We start from the raw sequence: 15,330 nt of genomic DNA, 5'->3' as shown, positions 1-15,330 counted from the left end.
GATGCGGCGCGACGGCCCACGCCCGCGCCTGGTCCTGGTCCTGCTGGTGGCGGCCGCCATCGCGCTGATGGTGCTCGACGGCCGACCGGGCACGGACCCGGTCACCGGCACCGCCCGCGCCGCGGCCGGCGCGGCCTTCGGCCCGGTCGCCGGGGCGGTGTCGACCGCGGCCCGGCCGGTCGCCGACGGCTACCGCACGCTCGCCGCCGCACCGGGCGCCCGCGCGCGCATCGAGGAGCTGGAGGAGCGCAACCGGCGCCTGAGCGCCGAGCTGGCCGCCGCCGAACAGGACGGGGTCCGCTCCGAGCGCCTCGACGACCTGCTGCACCTGTCCGGCCTGGGCGGCTACGAGATCGTCCCCGCGCAGGCGGTGACCCGGATGGGCTCGGGCGGCTACGCCGAGACGGTCACTCTGGACGCCGGCACCCGCGACGGGGTCGCCCGCGACATGACCGTGGTCGACGGCTCCGGCCTGGTCGGCCGCGTCATCCGGGCCTCCCGCTCCACCTCCACGGTCCTGCTGTTCACCGACGGCGCCTCCTCGGTGGGGGCGCGCATGGAGGGGTCGCGGGAGATCGGCGCGGTGCACGGCGAGTCCCGCGCCCTGGACGGCCGCGCCCCCGCCGTCCTGGAGCTGATGCAGGCCGACGCCCCCCTGGAGGAGGGCGACCGGGTGGTGACCATGGGCTCGCACAACGACGCCCCCTTCGTGCCCGGCGTGCCGCTGGGCACCGTGACCCGGGTGCGCGACACCCCCGGGGCGCTCACCCGCACCGCCGAGATCCGGCCCGCGGCCGACCTGGGCTCCCTGGACGTGGTGGGGGTCGTCGTCGGCGGCCCGGAGGAGGACCCGCGCGACTCGGTGCTGCCCGACAAGCCGGACGGCGACGCCGCCCGGCCGCCCGAGCGCTCCGACCGGCAGCAGGGGGACCGATGAAGGGGGCGGTGACCGCGCTGCTGGTGGCCGCGGCGGTGCTGGCGCAGGCCGCGCTGGTCAACCGGCTCCCGCTGCCCTGGGGCGTGGGCCCCGACCTGGTCGTCCTGGCGGTCGTGGCCACCGCGCTGCGCAGCGGCCCCGCCGGGGCGGCCGTCACCGGGTTCTGCGCCGGGCTCGCGGTGGACCTGCTGCCGCCCGCCGACCACGAGGCCGGGCGGTACGCACTGCTGTACTGCCTGGCGGGCTACCTGGTCGCGCGCTACGGGCGGGTCGAGGGCCGCGGCCGCGCCCGCGCCTACGGGACGGCCGCCGCGGCCGCCCTGGGCACCGCCGCCGGGTTCGCCCTCCTGGGGGCGGGCCTGGGCGACCCGCGGGTCGGCCTGGCGGCCGCCGCCCTGGCGGTGCCGCTCTCGGCCGCGGAGACGATGCTGGTCAGTCCCCTGGTACTGGCCCCGGTGGGGCGGATCATGCGGGCGGTGGCCCCGGACGCCTACTCCGAGGGCGGCTACCCCGACCTGCCCGCGTTCAGCGGGGGAGGGACGCGCGGATGGCGTGGATGAGGAGGCGGCAGAGGCGCACCCGGCGGCGCGCCGGCGGCGCCGCGCCGGGGGGCGGGCCCACCCCCCGCACGGCGCCCGGGCGGCGCGGCCTGGTGCTGGCCCAGGTGCTGGTGCTGGCGCTGTTCGCGGCCCTCGGCGTGCGGCTGTGGTACCTGCAGGTGCCCATGGGCGAGCACTTCGCGCGGCTGGCGGAGGCCACCCACACCCAGGACCTGGTGGTGCCCGCCACCCGGGGCCTGATCCTGGACCAGGCGGGGCGGCCGCTGGTGCGCAACCGCACCGCCCTGGTGGTCTCGGCCGACTGGCACGCCCTGCAGGCGATGCCCGACCAGGGGGCCGAGGTCCTGGAGCGGGTGGCCGAGGTGGTGGACGAGCCCGCCGACACGATCAAGCAGCGCACCCGGCTGTGCGGCCCGGAGGTGAGCCGCCCCTGCTGGCCCGGCTCGCCGTACCAGCCGGTCACCCTCGCCGACGACGTGGACCCCAGGGCGGCGCTGCAGATCATGGAGCGCAGCGAGGACTTCCCGGCCGTCTCCGCCCAGCACCTGGCGGTGCGCGACTACCCCAACGGCGAGCTGGCCTCCCAGGCCCTGGGCTACCTCCAGCCGGTCACCCAGGAGGAGCTGGAGGCCCGCGAGGAGCTGCGCAAGCAGTACAGCGGCGTGGACCAGGTGGGCCGGGACGGCCTGGAGGCCACCTACGACGCCGAGCTGCGCGGCACCGCCGGGGTGCGCACCCTGGCCGTCAACAACCGCGGCGAGGTGACCGGGGTCGTCGACGAGCAGCGCCCCGAGCCCGGCATGCACCTGGTCTCCACCATCGACCAGCGGGTGCAGAAGACCGTGGAGGAGGCCCTGCGGCGCGGCATCGAGCGGGCGCGCGGAGCCGGCCACCCCGCCTCCACCGCCGCGGGCGTGGTGATGGACGTGCGCACCGGCGGCATCGTGGCCTCGGCCAGCCTTCCCTCCTACGACCCGTCGGTCTGGCAGGGCGGGATCGACCAGGGGACGTTCGAGGAGCTGCTGAGCGAGAAGGCGGGGTCGCCGCTGACCTCGCGGGTGATGCAGGGGCAGTACCCGCCCGCCTCGACCTTCAAGGTGTCCTCGCTGGCGGCGGGGGTGAAGGGCGGCAAGCCGCTGCGCGGCACCTACTCCTGCCCCTCCTCCATCTCGGTGGGCAACCGCTCGTTCGAGAACTACGAGGGGTCCGCGCACGGAGCGCTCAGCCTGCACCGCGCCATCGTGGTCTCCTGCAACACGGTCTTCTACCAGATGGCCTACGACGAGTGGCGCCGGGACGAGCGCAAGAAGAAGCCCGACGACGTGTTCGCCCGCACCGCCGAGGACTTCGGGTTCGGCCAGCCCACCGGCGTCGACCTGCCGCACGAGGCCGCCGGGCGCATCCCCACCCGCGAGTGGAAGCGGGAGCTGTGGGAGGCCACCAAGGAGGACAGCTGCAAGCGCGCCAAGGAGGGCTACCCCGGCGTCGCCGAGGAGGACCCGGGACGGGCCTCGTACCTGCAGAGGGTCGCCAAGGAGAACTGCACCGACGGCTACCGGTGGCGCGCCGGCGACGCGGTCAACTTCTCCATCGGGCAGGGCGACGTGCTGGTGACGCCGCTGCAGCTGGTGCGCGCCTACGCGGCCGTGGCCAACGGCGGCACCCTGTGGGAGCCGCGCGTGGGCAAGGCCCTGGTCTCCGCCGACGGCGAGACGGTCGAGCGGATCGAGCCGGAGGAGGCCGGGAAGCTGGACGTGCCCCCGGAGGTCCTGACCTACATCCAGAAGGCCGTCACCCAGGTGCCCAAGGAGGGCACCGCGCGCGGCGCCTTCGGCGGGTTCCCGCAGAACGAGGTCTCCATCGCCGGGAAGACCGGTTCGGGGTCGGCGCTCAACAGCGACTCCACCGCCTGGTTCGCCTCCTACGCCCCGGCCGACGATCCGCGGCTGGCCGTGGTGGTGGTCGTGCCCAAGGGCGGCACCGGCGGCGAGACCGCCGCCCCCATCGTCCGGGAGATCTACGAGGGCATCTACGGCTTCACCCGTGAGGGCGAGGACGGCGAGGACGGGAAGGCCGAGGGCGGCGAGGACAAGAGCGTCAAGGGCGGCGACCCGGACCTGCCCGGCGGCGAGCCCCTGGAGGAGCTGCCCGACGTGCGCCCCGACGGCACCATCGGCCTGGCGGCGGGGGAGTGAGGGCCGTGTCCACCACGCGCTCGGCACCCGAGCCCCTGCGCCGCGGCGCCGCCTCGCGGGCGTTCCACACCGTGGCCGGGAACCGCCCGCGCCGCCTCGACTGGACCCTGGCGGGCGGCGTCCTGGCGCTGACCGCGATCGGCACGCTGCTGCTGGCCGCCGCCACCTACGAGCCCGGACACCCGGAGAGCCCGCTGGCCTACGTCGAGCGTCACCTGATGCACGTGGGGGTGGCGCTGGTGGCCGGGTCGGCCGTCGCCTTCGTCGACTACCGCAAGCCCCGCGCCTACGCCCCGGTCGTGTTCACGGCCTCCTCGGTACTGCTGGCGCTGGTGCTCTCCCCGCTGGGCGAGGTGGTCAACGGCTCCCGGTCGTGGGTCGCGCTCGGCCCGGTCCAGCTCCAGCCCTCCGAGTTCGCCAAGGTGGGCTTGGTGCTGATGGTCGCCATGGTGCTGGGCGAGCCCCGCGACGGGGAGACCGCGCCCACCAGCCGCGACGTGCTGTTCAGCCTGGGGGCCATGGCGGTCCCGCTGGCCCTGGTCATGCTCCAGCCCGACCTGGGGACCGGCATGGTGGTGGGCGTCACCTACCTGGCCATGCTCACCCTGTCCGGGGCGCCGCTGCGGTGGATCGCCGGGATGCTGGCCTGCGGGGTGGCGGCGGTCGCCGCGGTGTGGTGGTTCGGCCTGCTCAAGGCCTACCAGCTGGCGCGCTTCACCAGCTTCCTGGACCCCTCCGTCGACGCGCGCGGCACCGGCTACAACGCCAACCAGGCGATGATCGCCGTCGGTTCGGGCGGTATCAGCGGCACCGGCCTGTTCCGGGGCGAGCAGACCGCCGGACGGTTCGTCCCCGAGCAGCACACCGACTTCATCTTCACCGTCGCCGGGGAGGAGCTGGGGTTCGTCGGCGGCATCGCCGTCATCGCGCTGCTGGCGCTGGTGCTGATGCGGATCCTGCGCATCGCCGCCGGGTGCGAGCAGCCCTACGCCCGGCTGGTGTGCGTGGGGGTGGCCGCCTGGTTCGCCTTCCAGGGGTTCATCAACATCGGCATGACCATCGGCGTCACGCCGATCACCGGCATCCCGCTGCCGTTCGTCTCCTACGGCGGCAGCGCCACGATCGCCAACATGTGCGCGGTGGGCCTGGTCCTCGGGGTGCACGCGCGCGACCGGGGCTTCGAGTGACACGGCATACCCTGGTAGGGCACGTGCCGCAGAACCCGACCCGGAGGCGACAGTCCCATGTCCTTCAATGCCGGTGAGAGCGTCCTTCCGCAGCTGGAAGCGCTTCTGCCGCGTGTGCAGAAGCCGATCCAGTACGTCGGCGGCGAACTCAACTCCGTCGCCAAGGACTGGCAGGGCGCCGAGGTCCGCTGGGCCCTGATGTACCCGGACGCCTACGAGGTGGGCGTGCCCAACCAGGGCGTGCAGATCCTCTACGAGGTCCTCAACGAGCGCGAGGGCGTGCTCGCCGAGCGCACCTACGCGGTCTGGCCCGACCTCGAGGCGCTCATGCGCGAGCACGGCATCCCCCAGTTCACCGTGGACGCGCACCGCCCGGTGGGCGGCTTCGACGTGCTGGGCGTCAGCTTCGCCAGCGAGATGGGCTACACCAACCTGCTCACCGCCCTGGACCTGGCGGGCATCCCGCTGCACGCGGCCGACCGCACCGGTGACCACCCGGTGGTGCTGGGCGGCGGGCACGCCGCGTTCAACCCCGAGCCGGTCGCCGACTTCCTGGACGCCGCGGTGCTGGGCGACGGCGAGGAGGTCGCCCTGGCGATCACCGAGGTCGTGCGGGAGTGGAAGCGCGAGGGCCGCCCGGGCGGCCGCGACGGGCTGCTGGAGCGGCTCGCGGCCGGGGGCGGGGTGTACGTGCCGCGCTTCTACGACGTGGAGTACCTGCCCGACGGGCGCATCGGCGGCTACCGGCCCAACCGGCCCGGGGTGCCCTGGCAGGTGCAGAAGCACACCGTGATGGACCTGGACTCCTGGCCCTACCCGAAGGCGCCGATCGTGCCCGTGGCCGAGTCGGTGCACGAACGCTACAGCGTGGAGATCTTCCGCGGCTGCACCCGCGGCTGCCGGTTCTGCCAGGCGGGCATGATCACCCGCCCGGTGCGCGAGCGCAGCAAGGAGACCGTGCAGTCCATGGTCGACGAGGGGGTGCGCAACACCGGCTTCCAGGAGGTGGGGCTGCTCTCGCTGTCCAGCGCCGACCACACCGAGATCGGCGGCATCGCCAAGGGGCTGGCCGACGCCTACGAGGGCACCAACACCGGCCTGTCGCTGCCCTCCACCCGGGTGGACGCCTTCAACATCGACCTGGCCAACGAGCTGACCCGCAACGGGCGCCGCTCGGGCCTGACGTTCGCCCCCGAGGGCGGCAGCGAGCGGATGCGCCGGGTGATCAACAAGATGGTCACCGAGCAGGACCTGATCCGCACCGTCACCGCCGCCTACGAGGCCGGGTGGCGCCAGGTCAAGCTGTACTTCATGTGCGGCCTGCCCACCGAGGAGGACGAGGACGTCCTGGCCATCGCCGACCTGGCCAAGGAGGTCGTCCGCACCGGTCGTGAGGTCACCGGGCGCAAGGACATCCGGTGCACCGTGTCCATCGGCGGGTTCGTGCCCAAGCCGCAGACGCCGTTCCAGTGGGCGGGCCAGACCCCGGCCGAGACCGTGGACGCGCGGCTGCGCAAGCTCCGCGACGCGCTGCGCGCGGACAAGCGCTACGGCAAGGCGGTCGGGCTGCGCTACCACGAGGGCAGCCCCTCCATCATCGAGGGCCTGCTCTCCCGCGGCGACCGCCGGGTGGGCGCGGTCATCGAGCGGGTGTGGCGCGACGGCGGCCGGTTCGACGGGTGGAGCGAGCGCTTCTCCTATGAGCGGTGGATACGCTGTGCCGAGGAGGCCCTGGCCGGACAGCCGGTCGACGCGGACTGGTTCACGGTGCGCGAGCGCGCCGAGGACGAGGTGCTGCCCTGGGACCACCTGGACGCCGGGCTGGACCGGTCGTGGCTGTGGCAGGACTGGCAGGACGCCCAGCACGGCGAGGAGTCGGTGGAGGTCGACGACTGCCGCTGGAACCCCTGCTACGACTGCGGGGTGTGCCCCAGCATGGGCACCGGGATCCAGATCGGCGCCGCCCCCGCGGACCGCTCCAAGCTGTTGCCGCTGAGCGTGGTCTAGACGACGCGGAGGCGAAGGAGTATGGCCCGGTGCCCCGCTCGCACCGGGCCATACGTCCAGTAGGACGGACGGGGCGCCCGGATGGTTTGCATGGTCGGCGAAAAATCTCGAAGAATCTTTGTTAGAGGGGATTTTCGCAGGTCATCGCGGTGTTCTCCGGGTAGTGGGGCGGCCGGGGCCCGGGGTCCGCAGGGATCACGGGGTGGCGTGTCCGCTTTTCAACCGGTGTCGCCCTGGGAACAGCACGGGTGTGCCCTGAGCGCGGCGCCGGCGGCCGGCAGGCCCCGTTTCGTCGGGTGATGGGCGCTCGCCCCCGGGGCGGTGGCGCGCTCCGCCCCCCGCGGGCCGTAGGCTGAATGGGACGTGAATTCCCCAGGTGGGTGTGTCGTGTTGGTATCGGCACCCCGCCAGGGGGGTCGACGAGGAAAGGAGTTCCGCTGCCCCCCGCACCTGAGGGCACCGCTTCGCCCGCCGACGACCGCCCCGCACCGCGGCTGCGCGTGCGCTACGCCAAGCGCGGCCGGATGCGCTTCGCCAGCCATCGCGACATCGCGCGCGCTCTGGAGAGGGCGATCCGCAAGGCGGGCGTTCCCGTCGCCTACTCGGCGGGGTTCACACCCCATCCGAAGCTCTCCTACACGGGGGCCGCTCCCACCGGGGTGGCCAGTGAGGCGGAGTACTTCGAGATGGTGCTCGCCGAGTCCGTACCGCCGGCGCGGGTGCGCGCCGGCCTCGACGCCGCCCTGCCCGACGGGTTGGACGTCGTGGAGGCCGTCCAGGCGGGGCCGGGAGGCTTGGCCGACCGGTTGCAGGCCTCACGGTGGCGGGTGGAGCTGCCCGGCGTCGCCCCCGACGACGCCGAGAGTGCGGTGGCCGCCTTCATGGCGGCCGACAGCGTCGAGGTCGAGCGGCTCACCAAGAAGGGCCGCCGCCGCTTCGACGTCCGCGCGGCCGTCGTCCGGCTGGAGTCGGACGCGCGCGCCGCAAGGGAACACAACGCGACATATGCCATACTTCGGATGGTCGTCCGGCACACCGCACCTGCCGTTCGGCCGGACGACGTGGTGACCGGCCTCCGTCACGCGGCCGGCCTGGCGCCGCCGTCATCGCCGATGATGACCCGGCTGGCGCAGGGGCCGCTGGACGAGGGGTCCGGAGGGATCGCCGACCCGTTCGCGACGGATCGACGGGGCGCGGCCCCCGGACCCGCGGAAGGGGAGCGGCTGACGCCGCCCCCGTCGGGGATCGCGGGCCCGACATGACGACTTTGCCCCGGCGGCGGGAGGCCGCCGGGCGCCGACACAGCGACGACAGCTCTCGCGAGCCGCGGCCGGGCACCGAGCCGGAGCCGCGCCCGAGAGCTCTGACGGGAGACCGCCCGGATGCTCGAAAACGAGCCCAACGGCGGTGCCGAAGGCACCGCGGGAACAACTGAAGCAGCAGGGACCGACGCCGAGGTCAAGGTGAGCGCACCGGCCGGGCGCAGGGGGGTGCGGGCCGCAGGCCCGCCGCCGGAGCCCGACGCCCCGCAGGCGGCCCCCGCCGCGCCGCTCACGCGGCCGGCCGGGCAGGTGGACGACGACGCCCACCAGGTGGTCGTCTCCGCCCCCAAGGCCGCGGGCGCGGCGCGCCGGGTGATCACACCTGAGGAGCCGCCCGCCCCCGCCGTCCCCGCCCGGCGCACCGTCGCCGCGGCCGAGGCCGCTGAGGCGGGCGCCGCCGACGAGGCCGAGGAGTACGGGCAGGCCGAGGGCGCCGCCGCAGCGGCGCCCGAGGAGCCGGTGGACAAGCCGCGCGCCCGCACGCGGACGCGGCGCACCGCCAAGGCCGAGACCGCCGAGACCGCCGACGCCGGTGCCGCCGATGAGGCGAAGGCCGACGGGCGGGCCGAGCAGGCCGAGGAGAGGAAGGCGGGCGCCAGGAAGGCGGCCGCCAAGAGGACCACGGGCCGCAGGAAGGCGGCGGCTGAGCCGGAGCCCGAGCCCGCCCAGGCCGCGGCCGCCGAGGAGCCCGCCGTCGAGGAGCCCGCCGTCGAGGCGTCGGCCGCCGAGGCGTCGGCCACCGCGCCCTTCCAGCCGCCCATGGTGCTGTTCCAGCCGCCGATCGCCCCGCCCGCGGGCGCCCCCGCGGCCGCGTCCAACGGCACACACGCGCCCGCCGAGGACACCGCGGAGGAGGCCGAGGAGGAGGCCGCCGAGGCCGGCACCGGGGACACCGACGACACCGACGACACCGACGAGTCGGCGGAGGCCTCCGACGAGCGCCCCACCCGCCGTCGCCGCCGCCGGGGCGGCCGAGGGCGCGGCCGGTCGCGCTCGGGCGACGAGCAGGACGAGGGCGGTGAGGGCGAGGAGCCCGCCGCCGAGGCCGAGGCCGCCGACGGCGGGAAGGCCGCCGCCCGGCAGGACGAGGCCGACGAGGGCGCGGGCACCCGTCGCCGCCGCCGTCGCCGCCGCCGGGGCTCCGGGGACGGCGGCGGCGAGGAGTCGCCGTCCAAGGACGACCCGCCCAACACCGTGGTGCGGGTGCGTGAGCCGCGCGCGGCCGCCAGCGCCGAGAGCGAGGTCCAGGCGGTCCGCGGCTCCACCCGCCTGGAGGCCAAGAAGCAGCGCCGCCGCGAGGGCCGCGAGCAGGGCCGCCGCCGCGCCCCGATCATCACCGAGTCGGAGTTCCTGGCCCGCCGCGAGTCGGTCAAGCGCGACCTGATCGTGCGCCGCATCGAGGACCGCACCCAGATCGCGGTGCTGGAGGACGACGTCCTCGTCGAGCACTACGTGGACCGCGCCACCCACCGCTCCTACGTCGGCAACGTGTACCTGGGCCGGGTGCAGAACGTGCTGCCGTCGATGGAGGCCGCCTTCGTCGACATCGGCAAGGGCCGCAACGCGGTGCTGTACGCGGGCGAGGTCAACTGGGACGCCTCCGGCATGGAGGGCCAGCCCCGGCGGATCGAGTCGGCCCTCAAGTCCGGCCAGTCGGTCCTGGTGCAGGTCACCAAGGACCCGATGGGGCACAAGGGGGCGCGGCTGACCAGCCAGATCAGCCTGCCCGGCCGCTACCTGGTGTACGTGCCGCACGGCAACATGACCGGCATCAGCCGCAAGCTCCCCGACAAGGAGCGGGCGCGGCTCAAGCAGATCCTCAAGAAGGTGATGCCCTCCGACGCCGGCGTGATCGTGCGCACCGCCGCCGAGGGCGCCAGCGAGGAGGAGCTGGAGCGGGACATCTCCCGCCTGGCCTCCCAGTGGGAGTCGATCAAGCGCAAGTCGAAGTCGGCCTCGGCGCCCTCGCTGCTCAACAGCGAGCCGGACCTCACGGTCAAGGTGGTCCGGGACGTCTTCAACGAGGACTTCTCCAGCCTGGTCGTCTCCGGCGGCGAGGCCTGGGACACGGTCCGCGACTACGTGGACTACGTGGCCCCGCACCTGGCCGAGCGGCTGACCCGCTGGGACGGCGAGCGCGACGTCTTCGAGGCCTACCGGATCGACGAGCAGATCACCAAGGCGCTGGAGCGCAAGGTGTGGCTGCCCAGCGGCGGCTCGCTGATCATCGACCGCACCGAGGCGATGACCGTCGTCGACGTGAACACCGGCAAGTTCACCGGCCAGGGCGGCAACCTGGAGGAGACGGTCACCAAGAACAACCTCGAGGCGGCCGAGGAGATCGTGCGCCAGCTCCGGCTGCGCGACATCGGCGGCATCATCGTGATCGACTTCATCGACATGGTGCTGGAGAGCAACCGCGACCTGGTGCTGCGGCGGCTGCTGGAGTGCCTGTCCCGGGACCGCACCAAGCACCAGGTGGCCGAGGTCACCTCGCTGGGCCTGGTCCAGATGACCCGCAAGCGCGTCGGGCAGGGGCTGCTGGAGGCGTTCTCGCACTCCTGTGAGCACTGCAACGGCCGCGGCCTGGTGCTGTCCAGCGAGCCCGTCGAGGGCAAGGGCGGCGGCTCCGGAGGCGGCGGCCGGAAGAAGAAGGGCAAGAACGGCTCCGACAAGGGCGCCGACCAGGCGGCCGAGAAGTCGGAGAAGGCCGACGGGGCCGACGGCGAGCAGGCCGCCGCCAAGGACGACAAGGCCGCCGAGAAGGCCGAGGCGGCCGAGCCGGAGGCCAAGGAGGCGCCCAAGAAGCGCTCGTCCAGGCGCAGGTCCGCCAAGCAGGCCGCGGCCGAGGAGCCCGCCGCCGAGGCGGCCCCTGAGCCGGTCGCCGAGGCGGCCGTGCAGGAGGCCGAGCCGGTCGCCGAGGCGCCCGCAGAGGGCGCCCGGGAGTCCGCCGCCGAGGGCGAGGCGGTGGAGGAGGCGCAGGAGGCGCCAAAGAAGGCCAAGCGTGCCTCCACGCGGTCCACCGCCAAGGCGTCGACGGCGGCCAAGGCGAAGACCGCCAAGAGCACGTCCAAGACCGGCACCAAGGCGGCCGCGAAGAGCACCGCCGAGGCCGGGTCGAAGACGGCGAAGTCCGCCTCGTCCACGCGCCGGACCAAGAAGGCGGCGGAGGAGGCGGCCGAGCCCGCCGAGGACGCCGCACCGGCCGCGGACGCGGCCCAGAAGGTTTCCGCGGAGCCCCCGGGCGCCGCGGCGGCGGAGCAGGAGGCGGGCGCGTCCGACGGCGCCGCGGCCTCCGCGGACTCCGCCGACGCCGGAGAGGCCGACGGCGGGGCCGAGCGCCCGCGCCGCCGCCGCACCCGGCGCTCCAAGACCGGCGGCACGCCCTCGGAGTCGGCGGTCGTCGAGGCCTGACGGGCGCGGGCCGGACCGCGGTGCGCTGCGGTCCGGCCCCGACCCGGGCGTGCCGGGCCCTGACCGGGCGGTGGTAACCTGAAGGTCGGTGCGTCGGCGCGCCCCTATCGTTCGCGCGCCCGAGACCCGACTTCGATTCCCACGCCCCCTAGCGGGAGCCCGGTGGGTATGGGGCTGCGGTCAACAGCAGCGCATTTCACTCCCCGCCTCGGCGGGGATTGTCCACGAGCAGGAAGAGAGTTCCCCGGTGTACGCGATCGTGCGAGCGGGCGGCCGACAGGAGAAGGTGTCTGTCGATGACGTCTTGAACATCGACAGGGTCTCCGAGGAGACCGGTTCGACGGTGTCCTGGGAGCCGCTGCTGATCGTCGACGACGGCAAGGTCGTCAGCGACTCCAGCGAGCTGAGCGCCTACAAGGTCACCGCCGAGGTCCTCGGCGAGACCAAGGGCCCGAAGATCAACATGATCAAATACAAGAACAAGACCGGTTACAAGAAGCGCCTGGGTCACCGCCAGAAGTACACCCGGGTCCGCGTCACCGGCATCGCCAAGTAGAGGAGGGCTCCCCGATGGCACACAAGAAGGGCGCATCGTCCAGCCGTAACGGGCGTGACTCCAACGCTAAGCGGCTCGGTGTCAAGCGCTTCGGCGGCCAGGCCGTCAAGGCCGGCGAGATCCTGATCCGCCAGCGTGGGACGAAGTTCCACCCCGGCGACAATGTCGGCCGCGGTGGCGACGACACCCTGTTCGCGCTGGTCGAGGGCAAGGTCGAGTTCGGCAACCGGCGCGGCCGCAAGGCCGTCAGCATCGTCCCGGCCGGCGCCGAGTAATCAGGCGCGCCGCGAGACGAGGCAATCCGCGTAGAGGCGGGTCAGGAGGGGGGAACCCTTCCGACCCGCCTTTCGTGGATGATGGGGACGTGCGAAGTGGCATGAGAGGCCGCCTTGGCCGGGGAACACCCCAGGTCAACGAGAGTGCTCCCCGCACGCGCGGGGATGGACCCGGCAACGGCTGGTCGGACATCGGGTACAACTTGTGCTCCCCGCACGCGCGGGGATGGACCTCCGCGCGGCACTCGCGCCTTTCCGAGCTTGGAGTGCTCCCCGCACGCGCGGGGATGGACCCGCCTTCAGGTCGGGCCAGGGATCGTCCACTCGGTGCTCCCCGCACGCGCGGGGATGGACCCCGGATCTCGGTGTCGAACACGTCGAGGAACCCGTGCTCCCCGCACGTGCGGGGAGCGCTGGAGGACCGGCCAGCGGCCACCGCCCGTCCTCCCGCCCCTCCTCCACGGTGTGATCGGTCTCTCCTGCCCCAATGGCTTCGCCGTCGTTTGGTCCGACCGTCTAGAGTGTTGAGCGGTGGATCTTTCCTCCTCGCCCGGATCGGACGGGCGGGTCGAGGGGCCACGAAGCTTCAATCCGCGCGCCGGAGTGCGCGCCGGCGCGACATGGGGAGTACCAGGCACATGCCCGATTTCGTCGACGAAGCCGCCTTGCACGTCAAGGCCGGTGACGGCGGGCACGGCTGTGCCTCCATCCACCGGGAGAAGTTCAAGCCCCTCGGCGGCCCCGACGGCGGCAACGGCGGGCGCGGCGGGGACGTCGTCCTGGAGGTCGATCCGCAGATCGCCACCCTCCTCGAATACCAGCGCCGCCCCCACCGCAGAGCGGGGAACGGCACACCCGGCAAGGGCGGCAATCGCAACGGCGCCAACGGCGACGACCTCGTGCTCCCCGTTCCGGACGGCACCGTCGTCACAGGGGCGGACGGCGAGGTCATCGCCGACCTCGTCGGCGCCGGGACCCGCCTGGTCCTGGCCGACGGCGGCGCGGGCGGCCTCGGCAACGCCGCGCTGGCCTCGCCCAAGCGCAAGGCCCCCGGCTTCGCCCTCAAGGGCGAGGAGGGCCTCGCCGTCGACGTGCGCCTGGAGATCAAGACCATCGCCGACGTCGGCCTGGTCGGCTTCCCCAGCGCGGGCAAGTCCTCCCTCATCGCGGCCCTTTCGGCGGCCAAGCCCAAGATCGCCGACTACCCGTTCACCACGCTGATCCCCAACCTCGGCGTCGTCGACTCGGGCGAGGTGCAGTATGTCGTGGCCGACGTGCCCGGCCTCATCCCCGGGGCCAGCCAGGGGCGCGGCCTGGGCATGAACTTCCTGCGGCACATCGAGCGGTGCTCCACCCTCGTGCACGTCCTGGACTGCATGACCGCCACCTACGACCCCGACCGCGACCCGGCCGCCGACCTCGACGCCCTGGAGGACGAGCTGGCCGCCTACGGCGAGCTGATGGAGGTCGACCTGTCCGACCGGCCCCGGCTGGTCGTCCTGAACAAGATCGACGTGCCGGATGCCCGCGACCTCGCCGAGATCGTGCGCCCCATGCTGGAGGAGCGCGGCCTGAGGGTGCTGGAGGTCTCCGCCGCCAGCCGCGAGGGCCTGCGCGAGCTGGCCTTCGCCATGGGCGAGGAGGTCGCCCGCGCCCGCGCCGACCGGCCCGAGCCCGAGCCCACCCGGGTGGTCCTGCGCCCCCGCGAGCTCAAAGACTCCTCGTTCGAGGTCGTGGCCCTGGGCGAGAACACCTTCCGGGTGCGCGGCACCAAGCCCGAGCGGTGGGTCCGCCAGACCGACTTCTCCAACGAGGAGGCCGTCGGCTACCTCGGCGAGCGCCTCGACCGGCTCGGCATCGAGGAGGCCCTCGCCAAGGCGGGCGCCACCGCCGGGGCCGAGGTCTACATCGGCACCGAGGAGGACTCCGTGGTCTTCGACTGGGCACCGGGCGTCGACGGCGACGAGGCGCCGATCGGCCCGCGCGGCACCGACTCCCGGCTGGGCTGACGCCGCGCGGGCGAGGTGGCAGCCGCCCGGCCGCTTCGACGATCGACACAGATGGGAAGTCGTCCGCCGTGCACCAGGAAGGCACAGCAGGGCAGAAGGCGAACAGCGCCTCCGGGACCGCCGCGGGCGGGGCCCGGGGAGGCGCCCGGGGTGAACTGCGCGCGGCGCGGCGCGTGGTGGTCAAGGTCGGCTCCTCGTCGCTGACCACCCCCGACGGGCACATCGACACCGACCGCATCGCCGAACTCACCGACGTGCTGGCGCGCCGCCGCGCCGCCGGGACCGAGCTGGTGCTCGTCTCCTCCGGTGCGGTCGCCGCGGGCATGGGGCCGCTCGGGCTGGCCGCCCGCCCCCGCGACCTGGCCACCCAGCAGGCCGCGGCCAGCGTCGGCCAGGGGCTGTTGGTGGCCCACTACACGGGCGCGTTCGCGCGCCACGGCCTGACCGCCGCGCAGGTGCTCCTCACCGTGGAGGACCTGATGCGGCGGGTGCAGTACCGCAACGCCCAGCGCACCCTGCGGCGGCTGCTCGACATGGGCGGCGTGCCCATCGTCAACGAGAACGACACCGTCGCCACGCACGAGATCCGGTTCGGCGACAACGACCGCCTGGCCGCCCTGGTCGCGCACCTGCTGCGGGCCGAGGGGCTGCTGCTGCTCTCCGACGTGGACGCGCTCTACGACGGGAACCCGTCCAAGCCGGGGACCCGGCGCATCCCGAAGGTGTCCGGCGCGGGCGACCTGGCCGGGGTGGACGTCGGCGGCACCGGCGGGCGCGGGGTCGGCACCGGCGGGATGGTGACCAAGCTGGAGTCGGCGCGCATCGCCACCGAGGCGGGGGTGCCCACGGTGCTCACGTCGGCGGCGAA

At 74.1% G+C, this 15,330-nt stretch carries 11 protein-coding genes; all 11 read left to right on the top strand.

What is annotated here, in order from left to right:
• The first annotated feature begins 1 nt into the window (after position 1).
• Positions 2 to 937: a rod shape-determining protein MreC gene (gene mreC / locus D476_RS0124815; protein ID WP_017626619.1), complete on the top strand. Its 936-nt coding sequence runs from the start codon at positions 2 to 4 to the stop codon at positions 935 to 937.
• Positions 934 to 1,497 carry a rod shape-determining protein MreD gene (gene mreD / locus D476_RS0124810; RefSeq protein WP_026123832.1) on the top strand — a complete coding sequence of 188 codons (564 nt, stop codon included), beginning with the start codon at positions 934 to 936 and terminating at the stop codon, positions 1,495 to 1,497. The genes mreC and mreD overlap by 4 nt, the downstream gene beginning before the upstream one ends.
• Positions 1,485 to 3,692, top strand: a complete 2,208-nt coding sequence (mrdA, locus tag D476_RS0124805) for a penicillin-binding protein 2 (RefSeq protein WP_017626617.1) — start codon at positions 1,485 to 1,487, stop codon at positions 3,690 to 3,692. Before mreD ends, mrdA begins: the two co-directional genes overlap by 13 nt.
• 5 nt (positions 3,693 to 3,697) lie before the next feature.
• On the top strand, positions 3,698 to 4,879 hold the full coding sequence (gene rodA / locus D476_RS0124800) for a rod shape-determining protein RodA (RefSeq protein WP_017626616.1): 1,182 nt from the start codon (positions 3,698 to 3,700) through the stop codon (positions 4,877 to 4,879).
• Between the two features lie 57 nt (positions 4,880 to 4,936).
• A complete protein-coding gene (locus tag D476_RS0124795; protein WP_017626615.1) occupies positions 4,937 to 6,886 on the top strand; it encodes a TIGR03960 family B12-binding radical SAM protein in 1,950 nt (649 codons plus the stop codon).
• A gap of 500 nt (positions 6,887 to 7,386) precedes the next feature.
• The gene (locus tag D476_RS0124790; protein ID WP_017626614.1) at positions 7,387 to 8,148 is read left to right on the top strand and encodes a TIGR03936 family radical SAM-associated protein; all 762 of its coding nucleotides are present in this window, start codon (positions 7,387 to 7,389) and stop codon (positions 8,146 to 8,148) included.
• 120 nt (positions 8,149 to 8,268) lie between these two features.
• A complete protein-coding gene (locus tag D476_RS0124785) occupies positions 8,269 to 11,622 on the top strand; it encodes an Rne/Rng family ribonuclease (protein ID WP_026123831.1) in 3,354 nt (1,117 codons plus the stop codon).
• 247 nt (positions 11,623 to 11,869) lie between these two features.
• Positions 11,870 to 12,178: a 50S ribosomal protein L21 gene (rplU, locus tag D476_RS0124780; protein ID WP_017626612.1), complete on the top strand. Its 309-nt coding sequence runs from the start codon at positions 11,870 to 11,872 to the stop codon at positions 12,176 to 12,178.
• Between the two features lie 14 nt (positions 12,179 to 12,192).
• Entirely contained in the window at positions 12,193 to 12,453 is a 261-nt protein-coding gene (gene rpmA / locus D476_RS0124775; RefSeq protein WP_017626611.1) for a 50S ribosomal protein L27, read from the top strand.
• Between the two features lie 638 nt (positions 12,454 to 13,091).
• Complete coding sequence (gene obgE / locus D476_RS0124770) at positions 13,092 to 14,462, top strand: GTPase ObgE (RefSeq protein ID WP_017626610.1); 1,371 nt, start codon at positions 13,092 to 13,094, stop codon at positions 14,460 to 14,462.
• 155 nt (positions 14,463 to 14,617) lie between these two features.
• A partial coding sequence (proB, locus tag D476_RS0124765) for a glutamate 5-kinase (protein ID WP_192826421.1) occupies positions 14,618 to 15,330 on the top strand: 713 nt, incomplete at its 3' end.

This window comes from Nocardiopsis chromatogenes YIM 90109 (assembly GCF_000341185.1).
In the GTDB taxonomy this organism is placed as follows: Bacteria; Actinomycetota; Actinomycetes; order Streptosporangiales; family Streptosporangiaceae; genus Nocardiopsis_A; species Nocardiopsis_A chromatogenes.
Note: the sequence above shows the minus strand (reverse complement) of the source record. Positions and strands in the feature narration are given on the sequence as shown.